This window comes from Cupriavidus sp. 2KB_3 (assembly GCF_052115685.1).
Taxonomy (GTDB): Bacteria; Pseudomonadota; Gammaproteobacteria; order Burkholderiales; family Burkholderiaceae; genus Cupriavidus; species Cupriavidus campinensis.
Genome location: NZ_JBFRHD010000006.1, coordinates 62589 through 78699, shown reverse-complemented (window position 1 = coordinate 78699; position 16111 = coordinate 62589). Strand labels below are relative to the sequence as shown.

Genomic DNA, 16111 nt, shown 5'->3' with positions numbered 1-16111 from the left:
TTTGCTGTCGCTATGCTGTCAGTTACTGTGCAACCACCGCGTCCTGGCGGCGCACGCCGGTGCGCTGCAGCGCGCCCACGTCTACGATCAGGGCCACGCTGCCGTCGCCGAGGATCGTGGCGGCCGAGATGCAGGGCACCTTGCGATAGTTCGTTTCGAGGTTCTTCAGCACCACCTGGTGCTGGCCGATCAACTGGTCCACCAGCAGCGCGAAGCGCTTGCCCTCGGCGGCCAGGATCACGGCGATACCCTGCGTCGGCTCCTGCAGCGCGCCGGTCACGTTGAAGACCTTGTGCAGTTCCAGCAGCGGCAGGTATTCGCCACGCACGTTCATCACACGCTCGCCGTTGGCGGCGGTGTGCACATCCTCGGACTTCGGCTGCAGGGACTCCATCACGCAGTTCAGCGGCAGGATGAAGGTTTCCTCGCCCACGCGCACCGACATGCCGTCCAGGATCGCCAGCGTCAGTGGCAGTACGATGCGGGTGGTGGTGCCATTGCCCGGGCGCGACGCGATTTCCACGTGCCCGCCCATCTCCTGGATGTTCCGCTTGACCACGTCCATGCCCACGCCGCGGCCGGACACGTCGGTGACCACCTCGGCAGTCGAGAAGCCCGGCGCGAAGATCAGCTGCCAGACTTCCTCGTCGCTGATGTTCTCGGACACCGGCAGGCCGTTCTGGATCGCCTTGGCCAGGATGCGCTCGCGGTTCAGGCCGCCACCGTCATCGCTCACTTCGATGACGATGTTGCCGCCCGCGTGCTGCGCGGAGAGGATCAGCTGGCCCGTCGGCTCCTTGCCGGCGGCCACGCGCTTTTCCGGGGTCTCGATGCCGTGGTCCAGGCTGTTACGCACCAGGTGGGTCAGCGGGTCGATGATCCGTTCGATCAGGCTCTTGTCGAGTTCGGTCGCCTTGCCGAACGTGACCAGGTCGATCTGCTTGCCGAGCTTGCTGGCCAGGTCGCGCACCAGGCGCGGGAAGCGCGAGAACACGTAGTCCATCGGCATCATGCGGATGGACATCACCGCTTCCTGCAGGTCACGCGCGTTGCGTTCCAGCTGGCCCATGCCCGAGAACAGGCGGTCGAACAACACCGGGTCGAGCGAGGAGGCGGTCTGCGCCAGCATCGACTGCGTGATGACCAGTTCGCCCACGAGGTTGATGATCTGGTCGACCTTCTCGGTCGGCACGCGGATCGAGCCGGAATCCGGCGCGTGCGCGGCGGCGCCGGCAGCCGGCTTGGCTTTTTCCTTGTCCTTGGCGGGCGCGGCGGCAGCCGGGGCAGCGGCCACGGGGGCCGGAGCAGCCACCGGGGCCGGGGCCGGCGCAGGTGCAGCGGCGGCCGGGGCAGCGCCACCGTCCACGGTTTCCACGGTGATCTGCTTGTCGTCGATCACGAAGCAGCACACCGCGATGATGTCGTCGGCGCTGCACTGGCTGTTCAGCCAGATGACGAGGTCGCCGTCGGCTTCCTGCTGGCCGGTGATCTCGCCCAGGTTGGCGATTTCCTCGCGCAGCAGCGCCTGGTCGGCGGCCGATACCTTGAGCAGGCTGATTTTCAGGTTGCCACCACCACCACCGGTAGCGGCAGTGGGCGCGGCGGCCATCGGGGCCGGAGCGGGCGCGGCCGCCGGCGCATGGCCCGGCTCGCCGCCGGCTTCCTCGGCCAGCTGCTGCAGGACGGCGCAGATGCGCGCCAGCGTTTCCGGATCGGGTTCGGTGCCGTTGCGGTAGGCGTTGAGCTGATCTTGCAACACGTCCTTGGTTTCCAAAAAGGTGTCGATGATGACCCGGTTGAGGGCCAGTTCCCGCCGACGCGTACGGTCGAGCAGGTTCTCGAAAATGTGGGTGGTCGCGGTCAGTGCCGCGAAGCCGAAGGTGGCGGCGCCGCCCTTGATGGAGTGCGCGGCACGGAAAATGGCGTTCAGCTCTTCCGAATCGGGGGACTCGATGTCCAGCCCGAGCAGCAGCTGCTCCATTTCCACGAGCAGTTCTTCCGCCTCTTCAAAGAAGGTCTGATAAAACTGCGTGATATCGATATCGACAGACATGACCGTCCTGACTCGCTAAATTGCTCTGGAAGATGTGCCGCCCTGTCACGGGCGGCACGCCTCATTCGATCTTGCCCTTGCCGGCGGCGCCGCTGCCGGCCGGCCTGGCCGCCGGCGCGGATGCCGCCTGCGCCTGCTCCACCTGTGCCTGCAATTCCTCTGCGGCACGGCCCTTCTGCGCCTGCACGGACACTTCGGCCGCGCTCGCGTTTTCGGATTCGAACTGCGCCTGGGCCCGCTTGTTCAGCACCACGATGCTGATGCGGCGGTTCACCGGGGCCAGCACGTCGTTCTTTTCCAGCGGCATGGTGTCCGCCAGGCCCAGCACGCGCAGCACCTTGCCTTCCTGCATGCCGCCGGCAATCAACTCCTGGCGGGAGGCGTTGGCCCGGTCGGCCGACAGCTCCCAGTTGCTGTACGCGCGCTCGCCCATCATGTACGTGGCCGAGTCGGTGTGGCCGGACAGGCTCACCTTGTTCGGCATCTCGTTCAGCACCGGGCCGATCTCGCGCAGGATGGTGCGCATGTACGGCTCCACCGAGGCGCTGCCGGTGCGGAACATCGGCCGGTTCTGCGTATCCAGGATCTGGATGCGCAGCCCTTCGCTCGTGATGTCCAGCAACAGCTGCGGCCGGAACTGGCGCAGCACCGGGTTGTTCTCGATGATCTGTTCGAGGCGGCCCTTCAGGGCGCGCAGGCGCTCGGTGTCCAGCTGGTCCCGGCGGCGCTGGGCGTCGGACGGATCGTTGGTCTGCGCGCGCATCACTTCGCCATCCTTGGCCTGCACGTCCTTGCCGCCGCCGGGAATGACGCTCTTCGACAGGCTGCTCTTGTCGCCGCCGGCAATCGCCACCTTGAGCGGGGTGCGGAAGTACTCCGCCACGCCGGCCAGCGTCTTCGGCGAGACCGAGCTCAGCAGCCACATCACCATGAAGAAGGCCATCATCGCCGTCATGAAGTCGGCGTAGGCAATCTTCCAGCTGTGGTTGCCATGCGGCTTGGCATGCGACTTGGCCTTGCGGATGACGATCGGGCGCAGATCCTGGGCGCTGCTCATGACGTCTCTCCGGTCAGGTCAGGCTCTTGACTTCGCGGACGTGGTCATCGAGCTCAAGGAACGACGGCCGCACCGTGGAGTACAGGACCTTGCGGCCGAATTCCACCGCCACCAGCGGCGCATAGCCGTTGAGCGAGGCGAGCAGCGTGACCTTGATGCACTCGTACATCTTCACGCTCTCGGACACCTGGTGCTCCACGCGGGAGGCCAGCGGCGAGACGAAGCCGTACGCAAGCAGAATGCCGAGGAACGTGCCGACCATGGCGTGGGCCACCAGGGCACCCAGCTCGGCCGGCGGCAGGTCTGCCGAGGCCAGCGCGTGCACCACGCCCATCACCGCGGCCACGATGCCGAAGGCGGGCAGGCCGTCGCCAACGCGCGACAGCGCATGGGCAGGAATCTCGGCCTCGTGGCGGTACGTTTCGATTTCGTGGTCCATGAGCGCCTCGATCTCGAAGGCGTTCATGTTGCCGTTGACCATCATGCGCAGATAGTCGGTGAGGAATTCCATCATCACCGCGTCGGCCAGGATGCGCGGATACTGGCTGAACACGCTGCTGGCCGCCGGGTCGGCGATTTCCTTCTCGAGGAACAGGATGCCCTCGCGGCGGGCCTTGGAGAGCAGCACGTACAGCAGCGCCATGATGTCGAGGTACAACTCCTTGTTGTACTTCGAGCCACGCAGCAGCATCGGCATGGCCTTCATGGTGGCCTTGATGGCCTTGCCGCTGTTGGAGCTGACGAAGGCGCCCAATGCGGCACCGCCGATAATGATGAGCTCCGCCGGTTGATAAAGCGCGCCCATGTGGCCGCCGGTGATGGCATAACCGCCCAGCACCGATGCCACCACGACGACATAGCCAATAACTACTAGCACGATCGGATCCCCGTCTGAAAAACACGCGTCAGGCACGCACGGGCATCCTGTAGGGGCGAGCGGGGTCACCGCTCACCCGTCCCGGGGAGCCCGATTGCCGCGCGGACGTCTGGCCCGATGGAATCAGGCTTCAGTCAGCGTGGCTGCGGCGTCCTTCGAGAGCTTCTTCACTTTCCCAGCACGCGACGGCGGACGGCACAGGCTGCACACGAAGTTCGCGTGCGGCTCATAAGCGTGTGTCACGAACTGTCCGCCGCAACATGTGCACGAGGAAAGCTGCAGCATATTGCTCTCGAAAAACCGTACTAACGTCCAGGCACGGGTGAAACTTAAGACAATTTCGCCGCCCAGCAGCGAAACGTGCTCGAGGTACAGACGGTAAGCGGCCACTACGGCACGAATGCCCGACGTCTCGCCTTCCTGCACCATGAACTGGTACGCGGAGAAGAACAGCGACGAATGGATATTCGGCAGCCAGGTGGTGAACCAGTCAGTCGAGAACGGGAGCATGCCCTTGGGCGGCGACGCGCCCCGCAGCTCCTTGTAGAGGCGGATCAACCGGTCGCGCGAGAGCGTGGTCTCGGCTTCCAGCACCTGCAGGCGCGCGCCCAGGCCAATCAGCTCGATGGCGAGCTGGGTCTGGTTCGCGTCCTGCAGGACGCTTTTCCGGTTGGGGGCAGGGGTGGCCGTAAAGCTGCGGGCCGGCTGGGCCTGTAGGAGCGCGGTCAATTGAGCGACTCCACAGGTTGCCGGGCCAGCAGGATAGCAGCGTGGATCTGCTGCATATCATGGCTCTTGGCCGTGTGGGTGAGCGTGGATAGCAGCGCGTGATCGTCAAAGCGGAAACGGCACAGCACCATGTTCGATGCTGCCAGCTTGACGAGTTGCGCCGAGGTCAGTTTGGCAAGAATGTCGGCAATTTCCTTGCTGACGCCAAGCCTGAACATGGCTTCCACCTGGTTTTCGCGCACCAGTCGTTGCGCAAGCAGAAGATAGGCGAGATTGACCTCCCTGATCTCCTGGAGAACTTCACTGCTTTCCAATTTTTCCCCGCTACCAAAACCCTTCGACCGCTTGTCCGGCGCTTACCGGCTTTGTGTCCGTGGGGACACTGGCCGGCGACCAGATCGTTTAGTGCGTGTTCGATGGGTACGACGTACTACGAAAGAACTTCGCCCGGTTACACCTTCTCTCTGAAACGTTACATCTGTTACAGAGTGTAAGTGAAACTGTTACGTTTATATCGGCAATCGGCCCGGAATGCCAATCCCTACTTGAGTTGGGGTCTGGCAAATGTCGCAAGGAAAAGACATGGCCCGCCGAATTTGTAACACCAGCACGCGCCTGCTTGTGGTTTACATCAAGCGCGTTCAAGCACGTAACGCATCGTGTACCAAACGGATACACGCCTTGTGCGGTGGACATGGCATGGCCAGACAGAGGCCAGCAGATTCCACTATTGACGAACCAGCGCGCCTTGGCTAAACACGCGCCGCAACCATGCGGCAAGCCGCGCGAAGACGTCGTCGGGCGCCTCGCGGAACAGCTGGGGTCGCGCCCGCTCCACTTGCTCGAGCATGCGCGCGGCTTCCTCGGCACTGACCGAGCCGTACTCGAGCGCAAGGCCCAGCAGCGCGCGCATCTCGCCCACTTTGCTGCGGCCCAGCGCCTCGCTCTGCTCGGTCTGTAACGCATACATGACGTCATACGCCCGTTGGCGAAGACTGTCGGAAATCCGCCACGCCGGGGTACGCATGCGCTCCTCCAGCGTGCGGATGTCGATGGCCGACGCGGAAATCTGCGCGGCCAGCGCTTCGGTAAAGGCGGCGTCGGCGCCGGCCTCGGTGAGGATCTGCGTGGCCCACTCCCGCGCGTGCTCCACGCGCTGCTGCGGCGTCCAGTCGGGCTGGATGGCCAGGCCGAAGCCGAAGCGCTGGGCATCGCGCATCAGTGCAGCCAGCGCGTTGGGCAACTGCTTGTCGAAGACCTTCTTGGCCCAGCCGTATTCGCCGCTAGCCAGCAGCCGCATCACGGCACGCTCGGTCAGCGGGCCATCCTGCTGCATCAGCCGCGCCCGCAGGAAGTCGTCGAACGCAGGCGGCACGAACTGCGGGTCGATGCCGGTGGAAACTTTTACAAAGGCGTCGAAATCCGCGCGCAGCCTTGCCGTGGCTTCGGCCGACAGCGACAGGTTGATATCGGTAGTCATGATGTCATCGCATGCAAACGCGCCCCGGCGCGGCTTTTACAACGCTGCAGCCGGGGCGCACGGCGCGACTGGGCACGGCAGTCAGAACGGCGTGGGGCCGGTCAGAATGCGCTCCAGTCGCCGTTGTCGGATCCATTACCGGCCGCCGTGGCGGACGGACGCAACAGCTTCGGCTCGGCCGCTTCCGTGTCGTCGGCGGCTTCCGCTGCCGCCGCACCCGCACCCGCACCGGCCACGACCAGCGCCGTGCCGGCAGCCTTGTTACGCGCGCCACGGGCCTTGGCCCCCTTCAGCCCCGACGTCACCGCCTTCGCGCCGGGCCGGGCCACCGAACGCGCCGCTGGCGCAGCCGACAGGCCAAGCGCGGGCGCCGACGGCGCCACGTCGTCATGCGACAGCTTGAAGCCCGACACCGAATCCTGGAGCTTCATCGCCTGATCCTGCAGCGAGCCCGCCGCAGCCGCGGCCTGCTCCACAAGCGCGGCGTTCTGCTGCGTCACCTCGTCCATCTGCGCCACGGCCTGGTTCACCTGCTCGATGCCCGAGCTTTGCTCGGCGGAGGCTGCGCTGATCTCGCCCATGATGTCGGTCACGCGCTTCACGGCCTGGACGATCTCGCCCATGGTCGTACCCGCCTGGCCCACCAGCGCCGCGCCGTTGTCCACGCGCGCCACGGTGTCCCCGATCAGGCCCTTGATTTCCTTGGCCGCGTTGGCGCTACGCTGCGCCAGGCTGCGCACCTCGCCCGCCACCACGGCAAAGCCACGGCCCTGTTCGCCGGCCCGCGCCGCTTCCACGGCGGCGTTCAGCGCCAGGATGTTGGTCTGGAAGGCAATCCCTTCGATCACGCCGATGATGTCGACGATCTTGCGCGAGGCCTCGTTGATCTCGTCCATCGTCTGCACCACGCGGCCCACCACCTCGCCACCGCGCACGGCGGTCTCCGAGGCATTGGCAGCCAGCCCGCTGGCCTGACGGGCGTTGTCGGCGTTCTGGCGGACCGTGCTGGTCAGCTCTTCCATGCTCGAGGCGGTTTCCTCGAGCGAGGCCGCCTGCTGCTCGGTACGCTGCGACAGGTCGTTGTTGCCAGCCGCGATCTCCCGCGATGCCGTGCCGATCGATTCGGCCGATTCCTTGAACTCGCGCACCATCGACGACAGCTGCTCCTGCATCTGGCTCATCGCCAGCAGCAGGCTGCCACGGTCGCCGCTGCGCAGCGCCACCTTGCCCGAGAAGTCGCCCTCGGCGATCTGCGAGGCGATGGATGCCGCATAATCCGGCTCGCCGCCCAGCTGCTTGGACAGCTGCCGCGCCAGGAACCAGCCCAGCAGTACGGAAAGCCCCAGGCCGCCCACCACCAGGATCAGCATCAGCACGCGCGAGCTGTTATAGACGCTGGTCGATTCCTCCATGTTGGCCTTGGCGCGCTCGTCGCGGCGCTTGACCATCTTGAACAGCACGTCTTCCAGCGCGCGGCTGTCCTTGAGCAGGTCGGCGCTCTCGGTGAACACGGTGGACTCGAACTGCGACGTGTCCAGCGGCTGCTTGCCAACCAGCGCCACATACTTCTCCATGCGCTCGCGGAAGGCCGGCAGCAGCGTTTCATACTGCTTGACCATTGCCTGGCCTTCCGGCGCCGTGAACGAGTCCTTGGCGGCCTTCACGCGCGACTCCATGGCGGCCAGCGATTTCTCGATGGTCTCCTTCTCGGTGGCGCGCTCGCCCATCGTCGAGGCGGACAGCAGCGCGATCTGCGAGCGGCTGGCGTAGACGAGGTTGATATTGCCGTCCTGCACGGCTTTCAGTGCCTGCAGGTCGCTGTTGTAGATCTTGCCGGTCCATTCCGCCATGCGCCCCATATTGACAACGCCCAGCAGGCCGACGATGGCGCCGATTACGGAAACGACCAGGAAGCCGGCAATGAGCCTGGTCGTAACGCGCAGTTGATTGAACCACTGCATAGAACTACCCCCTTCTGTCAAAAAAGACCGGGATGGGCATCGGTTGCCGCCTCCCGCGTTGTTATCGCGGCCGCAAGGCCGCTCTTACCCCGTTCCTGGCGCCACGTTGTGCCCGTGGCGTCTTGACGTTCAGATACTTGCGTACCCGGCTCCGCTCCCCACTTCCGGCGCCGGCAGGCCCTTGCGCGGGCGCGCCGGCCGGACTTCGGCCTGCATGCTGACGCGGAAGGTGGATACCGACTCGCGCAACCGGTTGGCCTGCTCTTCCAGTGCGCCGGCCGCGGCAGCGGCCTGCTCCACCAGCGCAGCGTTCTGCTGCGTCACCTCGTCCATCTGCGCCACGGCCTGGTTCACCTGTTCGATGCCAGAACTCTGCTCCGCCGATGCCGAACTGATCTCGCCCATGATGTCGGTCACGCGGCGCACGGCCTGCACGATCTCGTCCATGGTTGCGCCCGCGTCGCTCACCTGCGCCGCGCCGTTCTCCACGCGCGCCACGGTGTCGCCAATCAGGCCCTTGATTTCCTTGGCCGCGTTGGCGCTGCGCTGCGCCAGGCTGCGCACTTCGCCCGCCACCACGGCAAACCCCCGGCCCTGCTCGCCGGCCCGGGCCGCTTCCACGGCGGCGTTCAGGGCCAGGATGTTGGTCTGGAAGGCGATACCCTCGATCACGCCGATGATGTCGACGATCTTGCGCGAGGCCGCGTTGATCTCGTCCATCGTCTGCACCACACGGCCCACGGCGTCGCCGCCGCGCACGGCGGTATCCGAGGCATTGGCAGCCAGCCCGGTCGCCTGGCGCGCGTTGTCGGCGTTCTGGCGGACCGTGCTGGTCAGCTGCTCCATGCTCGAGGCGGTCTCCTCAAGCGAGGCCGCCTGCTGCTCGGTGCGCTGCGACAGGTCGTTGTTGCCGGCCGCCACCTCGTGCGTGGCCGTGGAAATGTTCGCCATGCCCTCGTGGATGTCGTGCACCACGGACAGCAGGCTGCGCTGCATGGTGCGCATGGCCCGGGCCAGCGCGCCGATTTCGTCGTTCGATTCGTGGTCGAAGCCGGTGGTCAGGTCGCCCGCGCCCATGCGCAGGGCGAAGTCGAGCATCTCGCCCACCGGGCGCTCCACGCGCGTCACCAGCATCGAGCCCGCCGCGAACGAGGACAGCACGGACAGCCCGAAGGCGCCCCACAGCCACGGCCACAGTTGCGCGGCGGCCTCCGGCGCGAGCCAGTGCGCGCCGCCCGCGGCGGCCAGGAACCAGACCAGCCCGGCAAGCTGGGCCCAGAGGATGCGACGCTTGAGGTCCACGCGCGTCAGGCGGCCCACCAGCCCGGCCAGCCCCGTGCGCACCACGGCGCCGTCGCGAATCGCCAGCCCGCGCGCCCGGTTCTCCCGGAAGCGCTGGTACAGCGCGGCCGTGGCATCGATCTGCTCCCGGCTGGCCATCGCCCGGACCGAGGTGTAGCCCACCACGCGGCCCGCCACGCGCGTGGGCGTGACGGTGGCCAGCACCCAGTAATGGTCGCCGTCCTTGCGGCGGTTCTTGACCACGCCGGTCCAGGACTGGCCGGCCTCCAGGGCGCGCCAGAGATCGGCGAACGCCTCCGGCGGCATGTCGGGATGGCGCACGAGGTTATGCGGCGCGCCGAGCAGTTCCTCCGCCGTAAAGCCGCTGGTCTCGATGAACGCCCGGTTGGCGAACGTGATCCGTCCCTTGAGATCGGTTCGCGAAATCAGGTAGTCGTTCGGCGAGAGCAGGTACTCGCGTTGGGTTACAGGCTGGTTGTTGCGCATGTCTCGTTGCTGCGTAAATGCCGTGGGCGCCAGCGCGCTTTGTCAGGCGTGCGCGCCGTAGGCCGGTGTGAAGTGGGGATCAGTGGCTGCTGGCGGCGGCGTCGATGGCGGCGAGGTCGTCGATGTTCATCAGCTTCTCGATGTCCGCCAGGATCAGCATGCGGCCCTCGAGCGAGCCCAGCCCGCGGATGTATTCGGTGTCCACGCCGCCGGAGAGCGCCGGGGCGGGCTTGATCTGCGCCGGCGCCAGCGTCAGCACGTCTGACACGCCGTCCACCACGATGCCGGTGGTGCGTTGATTGAGATCAACGATGATCACCACGGTGTACTGGTCGTAGCTGACCTCGGCCTGGTTGAACTTGATGCGCAGGTCGATGATGGGAACGATGGTGCCGCGCAGGTTGATCACGCCCTTCAGATAGGCGGGCGCGTTGGCGATCTGCGTCACCGATTCGTAGCCGCGAATCTCCTGCACCTTCAGAATGTCGATGCCGTATTCTTCGCGACCCAGGCGGAACGCGAGGAATTCCTCACCCGCGCCGTCTGCCTTGTTGATGCTCGTATTCATGGTTGCCCCCGCTGGCTGGATGGGTCGAGGCCGGGGTTCCGTGCCCCTTGGCTTGTGGCGACCCGCGATTTGCGACCCACAATATGCGGCCAGAGGCAGCCGGCGCACGCCGGACACCTGCTATGGCCCTCCAGTATTTACGGCATCAAACGGGGTGAATGAAGGGCGACATGGACCCGGACATTACCCCTCCGTGGGAGGGGTCAGCAGGGCTTCCACCGACTCCATCAGCTCGTCCGGATCGAACGGCTTGGCCAGGAAACCGGACGCACCGGCCTCGCGGGCCTGGTCGCGGATGCGGTCGTCGTGTTCGGTGGAGAGCATCAGGATCGGCACGCCGGCATAGGCCGGCAGCGCCCGCAGCGCGCGGATCAGCGTCAGGCCATCCATGCCGGGCATCACCTGATCGGTCACCAGCATGCCGAAGCGTCCTTCCAGCGCCACCTCATGGGCTTCCTTGCCGTCGGCGGCCTCCGTCACCGTGTAGCCGCCGGCCCGCAGGCAGGCGCCGATCATGCGGCGAAGGGAAGGCGAATCGTCGACGACGAGAATGCTCGGGAGGGACATTGGGGGGACTCCGGGGGTAAAAGTTGGTCCGCCTGCGTGCGTGCAACGGGCGCTCGGGCGCCCAGGCGGCTGGCGACGGACGGGCCAGCCGTGCGCACGCGGTGCGCGTGCCACTGCCCTGTCTTCAGCATATCGTCCCGAACGCGCACGGATTTGAGGCTACAACACGCCAATTAGAGGGAAGCCTCTAATCCGGGAGACTGGCGCGGGGTCAGGCGCGCAGCGGTTCGGCGCCGTGCAGGGTATCGGCGAAGGCCGAGGGCTCCAGCGGCAGCGCCATCAGGAAGCCCTGCACTTCGTCGCAGCCCATACTGTGCAGGATGTCCAGCTGCGAGTTCGACTCCACGCCCTCCGCCACCACCTTCATGCGCAGTTCGTGCGCCAGCGCCACCATCGAGCCGACGATCGCGCGGCCCTGCGGGTCCGTATCGAGCCCGCCAATCAGCGTCCGGTCGATCTTGAGCGTGCCCACGCGCAGCCGCTTCAGGTAGCCCAGGCTCGAATAGCCGCTGCCAAAGTCGTCCAGCGCCACCTGGATGCCCAGCGCCTGCAGCTCCGCCAGCGTCTCCAGCGACTTGCCGATGTCCTTCATCGCCGCGGTCTCGGTAATCTCCAGCGTGATGGCCGAGGGCGGAATGTCGTGCTGGTGGATCTGCTCCAGCAGGTACTGCGGGAAATTCCGGCTCGCGAAACGCAGCCCGGACACATTGATCGCCACCGGCACGATGGGCAGCCCCGCGTCGTGCCACTGGCGCACCTGCGCGCAGACCGTGGCGATGACCCAGTCGTCGAGCTTGTCGATCTGGCCCGACTGCTCCGCCACCATGATGAATTCGGCCGGATTGACGGCGCCCAGCGTGGGATGGCGCCAGCGGCACAGCGCCTCGGCGCCCACCACGCGGCGGGTCTTCACATCGAACTTCGGCTGGTACATCAGCTTCAGCCCATCGTCCTGGATGGCCAGCCAGAGGTCGCGCCGGATCACGCGCATGCGGCGCGCGCGCTCGCCGGCGGCGGAATTGAACACGCGCACCTGGTTGGAGCCGCTCTCGCGCGCCTCCGCCAGGCTCACGCGGGCGGCCTGCATCAGCGCCTCGGAGGTCTGCGCGTCGCGCGGATAGATGGCGATGCCGATATTCACGCCGATCTGCATCTGCAGGCCGCGCGCCGCCACGAACTCGGCCAGGGAACCGAGCACGCGCGAGCCCAGTTCATGCGCCCGGCTGTGCTGCACCAGTTCCGGCACGCCCACGGCGAATTCGTCGCGCGCCAGCCGGGCCAGGAAATCGTGCGGCTTCAGCGCGGCCTGCGCCAGCGCGCCGGCGTCCTGGGCGAGGATGTCGTCGGCGCGCACCTCGAATACTTCGTCCACCTCGCGGAAATCGGCGATATGGATCAGCAGCACCGCGCAGCCGGTCTCGGAGAGCCGGGCATGGGCGATGGTCTGGTCCAGCCAGCGCGCGAACGCGTTGCGGTCCGGCAGGTCGGTGGCCACGCTGTACTCGCCGACCGGGGCCTGTCCACGCGCGGCGGGCCGCACGGTCAGGCCGGGAATGCGCGGCGGACCGCGCCGCCCCGTGCGCTGGTCCTGGCGCGAGAGCATGCCGGCCGGCAGTTCGTCGATGCCATCGCCCGCCAGGGCCGGCTCCACGCCAGCCGGTACGGGCAACCAGCCGCGCGACTGCGCACGGTGCACGGCGAACATCGCGGCGCAGAGCAGCGCCAGGCCGCCAGCCAGCCAGGCGGGGGCGGGCAGTCCGGTGGCTTCCACGCAGGCGCGGGCGCTCAGCGCCGTGCCGCCGCACACGCGCCCCAGGCGCGCGCCGGCCACGGCCACCAGGCCGGCGCCTGAAGCCATCGCCAGCGCCACGGCCACGCCCCAGCCGCGCCGGCCCTGGCGGAACCAATGGAAGATGGGGGGAATCACTTGCGCGACGATCGCCGTCGCAGCCAGCGTGGCCACGAACGTGGCGGCCATCTTCACGCCGTCATTGGCGGCGGTGAGCGTGCCGGAGGCGATGGCCACCCAGACCGGCATGCCGAGCGTGGCCTGCGACATCAGTGCCGCCGACCACGTCAGGCTGCGCGCGACCTTGCGGCCCGGCGTGCGGTCGCCCGATGCCGTGCGGCGCCAGCGCGCGGCGGCAAGGCCGAGCACGGACGCAAGCAGCAGGAGGCTGTAACTCGTGGCAGTCATGGGGGCGGCGCGTTGGTGGCGGGCACGGATGCCGGCATGCCCTCGATGTGGGCCATCGGGCAGCCCGCATCACGGCATCCTGTCTCCGCCATGTGAACAGTCAAGCGCTTGCTTCGAACAATGATTGGGACGATCAGAACGCCGCCCAATCGTCGTCCGCGCGCGAGCCGGCGGGGGCGGCGCCGGCTGCCGACAACTGCGGGCGCACCAGCGCAGCCTCGCGCGACTTGCGCACCACCGGCGGCCGCGCGCTGGCGGGGCGGGCAGCGGCCCGTGCCGGGGCCGGGGCCGGCGACGACATGGCCAACTTCGGCGCGGCATGCACCGGGGCCGGCACGGCGGCGCGACGTCCGGCCTCGCCACCCAGCGTGAACACCGACACCACGTTCTTGAGCTTCTGCGCCTGTTCCTCGAGCGCGCCGGCGGCTGCGGCCGCTTCTTCGACCAGCGCCGCGTTCTGCTGCGTCACCTGGTCCATCTGGTTCACGGCCTGGTTCACCTGCTCGATGCCGGTGGTCTGCTCCTGCGACGCCGCGCCAATCTCGTTCATGATGTCCGTCACGCGGCGCACGGCCTGGACGATCTCGCCCATGGTCTGGCCGGCCTCGGCCACCAGACGCGTACCGCTTTCCACGCGCTGGCCCGATTCGCCGATCAGCGTCTCGATCTCCTTGGCGGCATTGGCGCTGCGCTGCGCCAGGCTGCGCACCTCGCCGGCCACCACGGCAAAGCCACGGCCCTGCTCACCGGCCCGCGCCGCTTCCACGGCGGCATTGAGCGCCAGGATGTTGGTCTGGAAGGCAATGCCCTCGATCACGCCGATGATCTCGACCACCTTGCGCGAGGCGCCGTTGATCTCGTTCATCGTATCCACCACACGGCCCACCACGTCGCCGCCCTTCATGGCGATCTGCGACGCCTCGCCAGCCAGCACGCCAGCCTGGCGCGCGTTGTCGGCGTTCTGGCGCACCACCGTGGTCAGCTCCTCCATGCTGGCCGCGGTCTGCTCCAGCGACGACGCCTGTTCCTCGGTGCGCTGCGACAGGTCCGTGTTGCCGGCGGCAATCTGCTGCGTGGCCGAGGCAATCGAATCGGTGCCGCCGCGCACTTCCGCGACGATGCCCGACAGGCTCTCCTGCATCTTGGCCAGCGCCTGCATCATGCGGCCGACCTCGTTCTTCGACATGCTGACGATGCGCGAAGTCAGGTCGCCGCCCGCCATGCGCTCGAACACGTCGAGCGCTTCCTCCACCGGGCGCACGATCGCGCGGTGCAGCATCACGGCCGCCATGATAGCGACGACGATGCCGGCCAGGATCAGGGCGATCGACAACAGGCGAATGGTCTCAAAACGGGCCTGGGCGGCTTCGAAGCTGGCCTTGGCCGCGTTCATCTGGAATTTCTCGAGCTTCTCGTGCGCCGCCGCCATCGTGCGCTGGAGGTCGGGCATGACGTCGCGGGCCAGGCGCAGGGCCTCCTCGCGATTGCCGGCGACCAGCGCCTGCTGGAGCGGCACCGCGCCCTTCTCGAAGAAGGCCTTGCGCGCCGTGTCCAGCGGGGTGGCGAGCGCCTTTTCCTCATCGTTCTGGGGCAGCGCCAAATAGCGCTTCCAGCCGGCGTTGGACGATTCGACGAAGATCATGGAGCGCTCCACGTTCTTCTTCATGTCGTCGTTCTCGCTGCCGGGCATCACGCCACGGTCCAGCGCCAGGCGCAGGCGGGTGGTGCCCAGCATCGCCTCGCTCAGCGAGAGCGCCGAGGCGAGCTGGTTCGAATAGGTTTCCTTCAGCGCATCATTGGTTTGCGAGATGCCATGCAGCCCAGCCCCGCCAACGAGCAGCAGGATTGCGGTCAGCACGACCATGGCGCCCCGCAAAAGGGTCTTGATCTGAATATCGTTGTGAAAGGACATGATTCGCTGAATGAAAAGGAGGAAACCCGGCGCCCTCCCGGCACCGGTCCGGCAGGCGGACACCCCTGGCAGCCTGCTCAAGACACGATAACGGCGCGGTCTCAACCATCCTTGAGGCAACTGGCAAATCGAATTCCCGGTGTGGATAAGGCACCCCAGGCGAATGTGCAAAATGCGGTGGCATACACCGCACATATGCATCGGATGCGTCGCACAAAACAACCGAGTCAAACAGGCGAATTGTCTGAAATGCAGCAGAATCCGAAACACATCGGCATGCCAGTTCAGCACCCGCTGAATATCGCCACCTTTTGTACACGCATCTGCGTGTGGCCCTGTCGTAGCGATGCATATCCTGACCACCCAGGTATTCGCTCTCGCGTTACCGGGAATGCCCCTTGGCAAATGCCGGGGGGCGACAGCTCACCCCGATAAAAGTTCAGGGGATTAAGTGATTTGAGACTTTTCGCAAATTAGCCCCCAGCGCGGAAAAGGGATTTGCAGTGCCAGGCCCAGCGGTTATAATGCCCACGACTATTCGCGGACCCATCTATAAATCGAGGCTTGGAAATGGCGACCTATCAGGAAATCGTTCAGAAAATCAGCGAACTGCAGAAGCAGGCGGAAGAGATCAAGTCGCGCGAGCAGGCGGCTGTGATTGCCGATATTCGCGAAAAAATCGAACAATATGGCCTGACTGCGGACGATCTCGGTTTTGGCAGCGGCAAGGCCGTGGCCAGCAAGAAGGCCGCACGCAAGGTGCCGGTGCGCTATCGTGACAGCGCGGGCAATACCTGGACCGGCCGTGGCAAGCGTCCGGGCTGGCTGACCCAGGCACTGGCCAACGGCAAATCGGTGGAAGATTTCCTGATCCGCTGATCGTCGCATCCACCGAACCACCGCACCAACAAAAAACCGGGCC

The 16111-nt window shown here is 66.5% G+C and carries 13 protein-coding genes; 1 reads left to right on the top strand and 12 read right to left on the bottom strand.

Annotated elements, in window-relative coordinates; genetic code table 11:
- Positions 1–22: 22 nt before the first annotated feature.
- From cheA to AB4120_RS07785, 12 genes are all read right to left on the bottom strand, one after another.
- Positions 23–2053, bottom strand: a complete 2031-nt coding sequence (cheA, locus tag AB4120_RS07840; protein WP_149138681.1) for a chemotaxis protein CheA — start codon at positions 2051–2053, stop codon at positions 23–25.
- Positions 2054–2114: 61 nt separating this feature from the next.
- Complete coding sequence (gene motB, locus AB4120_RS07835) at positions 2115–3110, bottom strand: flagellar motor protein MotB (protein WP_149138680.1); 996 nt, start codon at positions 3108–3110, stop codon at positions 2115–2117.
- Between the two features lie 13 nt (positions 3111–3123).
- Positions 3124–3987, bottom strand: a complete 864-nt coding sequence (gene motA / locus AB4120_RS07830; RefSeq protein ID WP_092295940.1) for a flagellar motor stator protein MotA — start codon at positions 3985–3987, stop codon at positions 3124–3126.
- Positions 3988–4110: 123 nt separating this feature from the next.
- On the bottom strand, positions 4111–4716 hold the full coding sequence (flhC, locus tag AB4120_RS07825; RefSeq protein ID WP_144199847.1) for a flagellar transcriptional regulator FlhC: 606 nt from the start codon (positions 4714–4716) through the stop codon (positions 4111–4113).
- Entirely contained in the window at positions 4713–5030 is a 318-nt protein-coding gene (gene flhD / locus AB4120_RS07820; RefSeq protein ID WP_010812713.1) for a flagellar transcriptional regulator FlhD, read from the bottom strand. Before flhD ends, flhC begins: the two co-directional genes overlap by 4 nt.
- 413 nt (positions 5031–5443) lie before the next feature.
- The gene (locus AB4120_RS07815) at positions 5444–6196 is read right to left on the bottom strand and encodes a DUF4088 domain-containing protein (protein ID WP_149138679.1); all 753 of its coding nucleotides are present in this window, start codon (positions 6194–6196) and stop codon (positions 5444–5446) included.
- 101 nt (positions 6197–6297) lie between these two features.
- On the bottom strand, positions 6298–8157 hold the full coding sequence (locus AB4120_RS07810; RefSeq protein ID WP_441642123.1) for a methyl-accepting chemotaxis protein: 1860 nt from the start codon (positions 8155–8157) through the stop codon (positions 6298–6300).
- 129 nt (positions 8158–8286) lie between these two features.
- The gene (locus AB4120_RS07805) at positions 8287–9945 is read right to left on the bottom strand and encodes a methyl-accepting chemotaxis protein (protein WP_149138677.1); all 1659 of its coding nucleotides are present in this window, start codon (positions 9943–9945) and stop codon (positions 8287–8289) included.
- Positions 9946–10024: 79 nt separating this feature from the next.
- Positions 10025–10513, bottom strand: a complete 489-nt coding sequence (locus tag AB4120_RS07800; RefSeq protein WP_144199839.1) for a chemotaxis protein CheW — start codon at positions 10511–10513, stop codon at positions 10025–10027.
- A gap of 183 nt (positions 10514–10696) precedes the next feature.
- Complete coding sequence (locus AB4120_RS07795) at positions 10697–11080, bottom strand: response regulator (protein WP_149138676.1); 384 nt, start codon at positions 11078–11080, stop codon at positions 10697–10699.
- 211 nt (positions 11081–11291) lie between these two features.
- The gene (locus AB4120_RS07790; protein ID WP_149138675.1) at positions 11292–13277 is read right to left on the bottom strand and encodes a putative bifunctional diguanylate cyclase/phosphodiesterase; all 1986 of its coding nucleotides are present in this window, start codon (positions 13275–13277) and stop codon (positions 11292–11294) included.
- A gap of 133 nt (positions 13278–13410) precedes the next feature.
- A complete protein-coding gene (locus AB4120_RS07785; RefSeq protein ID WP_149138674.1) occupies positions 13411–15189 on the bottom strand; it encodes a methyl-accepting chemotaxis protein in 1779 nt (592 codons plus the stop codon).
- 570 nt (positions 15190–15759) lie between these two features.
- On the opposite strand from AB4120_RS07785, the gene AB4120_RS07780 reads away from it, so the two are divergent.
- The gene (locus AB4120_RS07780; protein ID WP_144199831.1) at positions 15760–16068 is read left to right on the top strand and encodes an H-NS histone family protein; all 309 of its coding nucleotides are present in this window, start codon (positions 15760–15762) and stop codon (positions 16066–16068) included.
- Positions 16069–16111: the final 43 nt, after the last annotated feature.

What these genes read in the sequence shown, in the direction of transcription:
- motB (WP_149138680.1), bottom strand. Translation starts at nt 3,110, where the DNA reads ATGAGCAGCGCCCAGGATCTGCGCCCGATCGTCATCCGCAAGGCCAAG.
- AB4120_RS07785 (WP_149138674.1), bottom strand. Translation starts at nt 15,189, where the DNA reads ATGTCCTTTCACAACGATATTCAGATCAAGACCCTTTTGCGGGGCGCC.
- cheA (WP_149138681.1), bottom strand. Translation starts at nt 2,053, where the DNA reads ATGTCTGTCGATATCGATATCACGCAGTTTTATCAGACCTTCTTTGAA.
- AB4120_RS07790 (WP_149138675.1), bottom strand. Translation starts at nt 13,277, where the DNA reads ATGACTGCCACGAGTTACAGCCTCCTGCTGCTTGCGTCCGTGCTCGGC.
- AB4120_RS07795 (WP_149138676.1), bottom strand. Translation starts at nt 11,080, where the DNA reads ATGTCCCTCCCGAGCATTCTCGTCGTCGACGATTCGCCTTCCCTTCGC.
- AB4120_RS07810 (WP_441642123.1), bottom strand. Translation starts at nt 8,157, where the DNA reads ATGCAGTGGTTCAATCAACTGCGCGTTACGACCAGGCTCATTGCCGGC.
- AB4120_RS07805 (WP_149138677.1), bottom strand. Translation starts at nt 9,945, where the DNA reads ATGCGCAACAACCAGCCTGTAACCCAACGCGAGTACCTGCTCTCGCCG.
- AB4120_RS07815 (WP_149138679.1), bottom strand. Translation starts at nt 6,196, where the DNA reads ATGACTACCGATATCAACCTGTCGCTGTCGGCCGAAGCCACGGCAAGG.
- AB4120_RS07780 (WP_144199831.1), top strand. Translation starts at nt 15,760, where the DNA reads ATGGCGACCTATCAGGAAATCGTTCAGAAAATCAGCGAACTGCAGAAG.
- AB4120_RS07800 (WP_144199839.1), bottom strand. Translation starts at nt 10,513, where the DNA reads ATGAATACGAGCATCAACAAGGCAGACGGCGCGGGTGAGGAATTCCTC.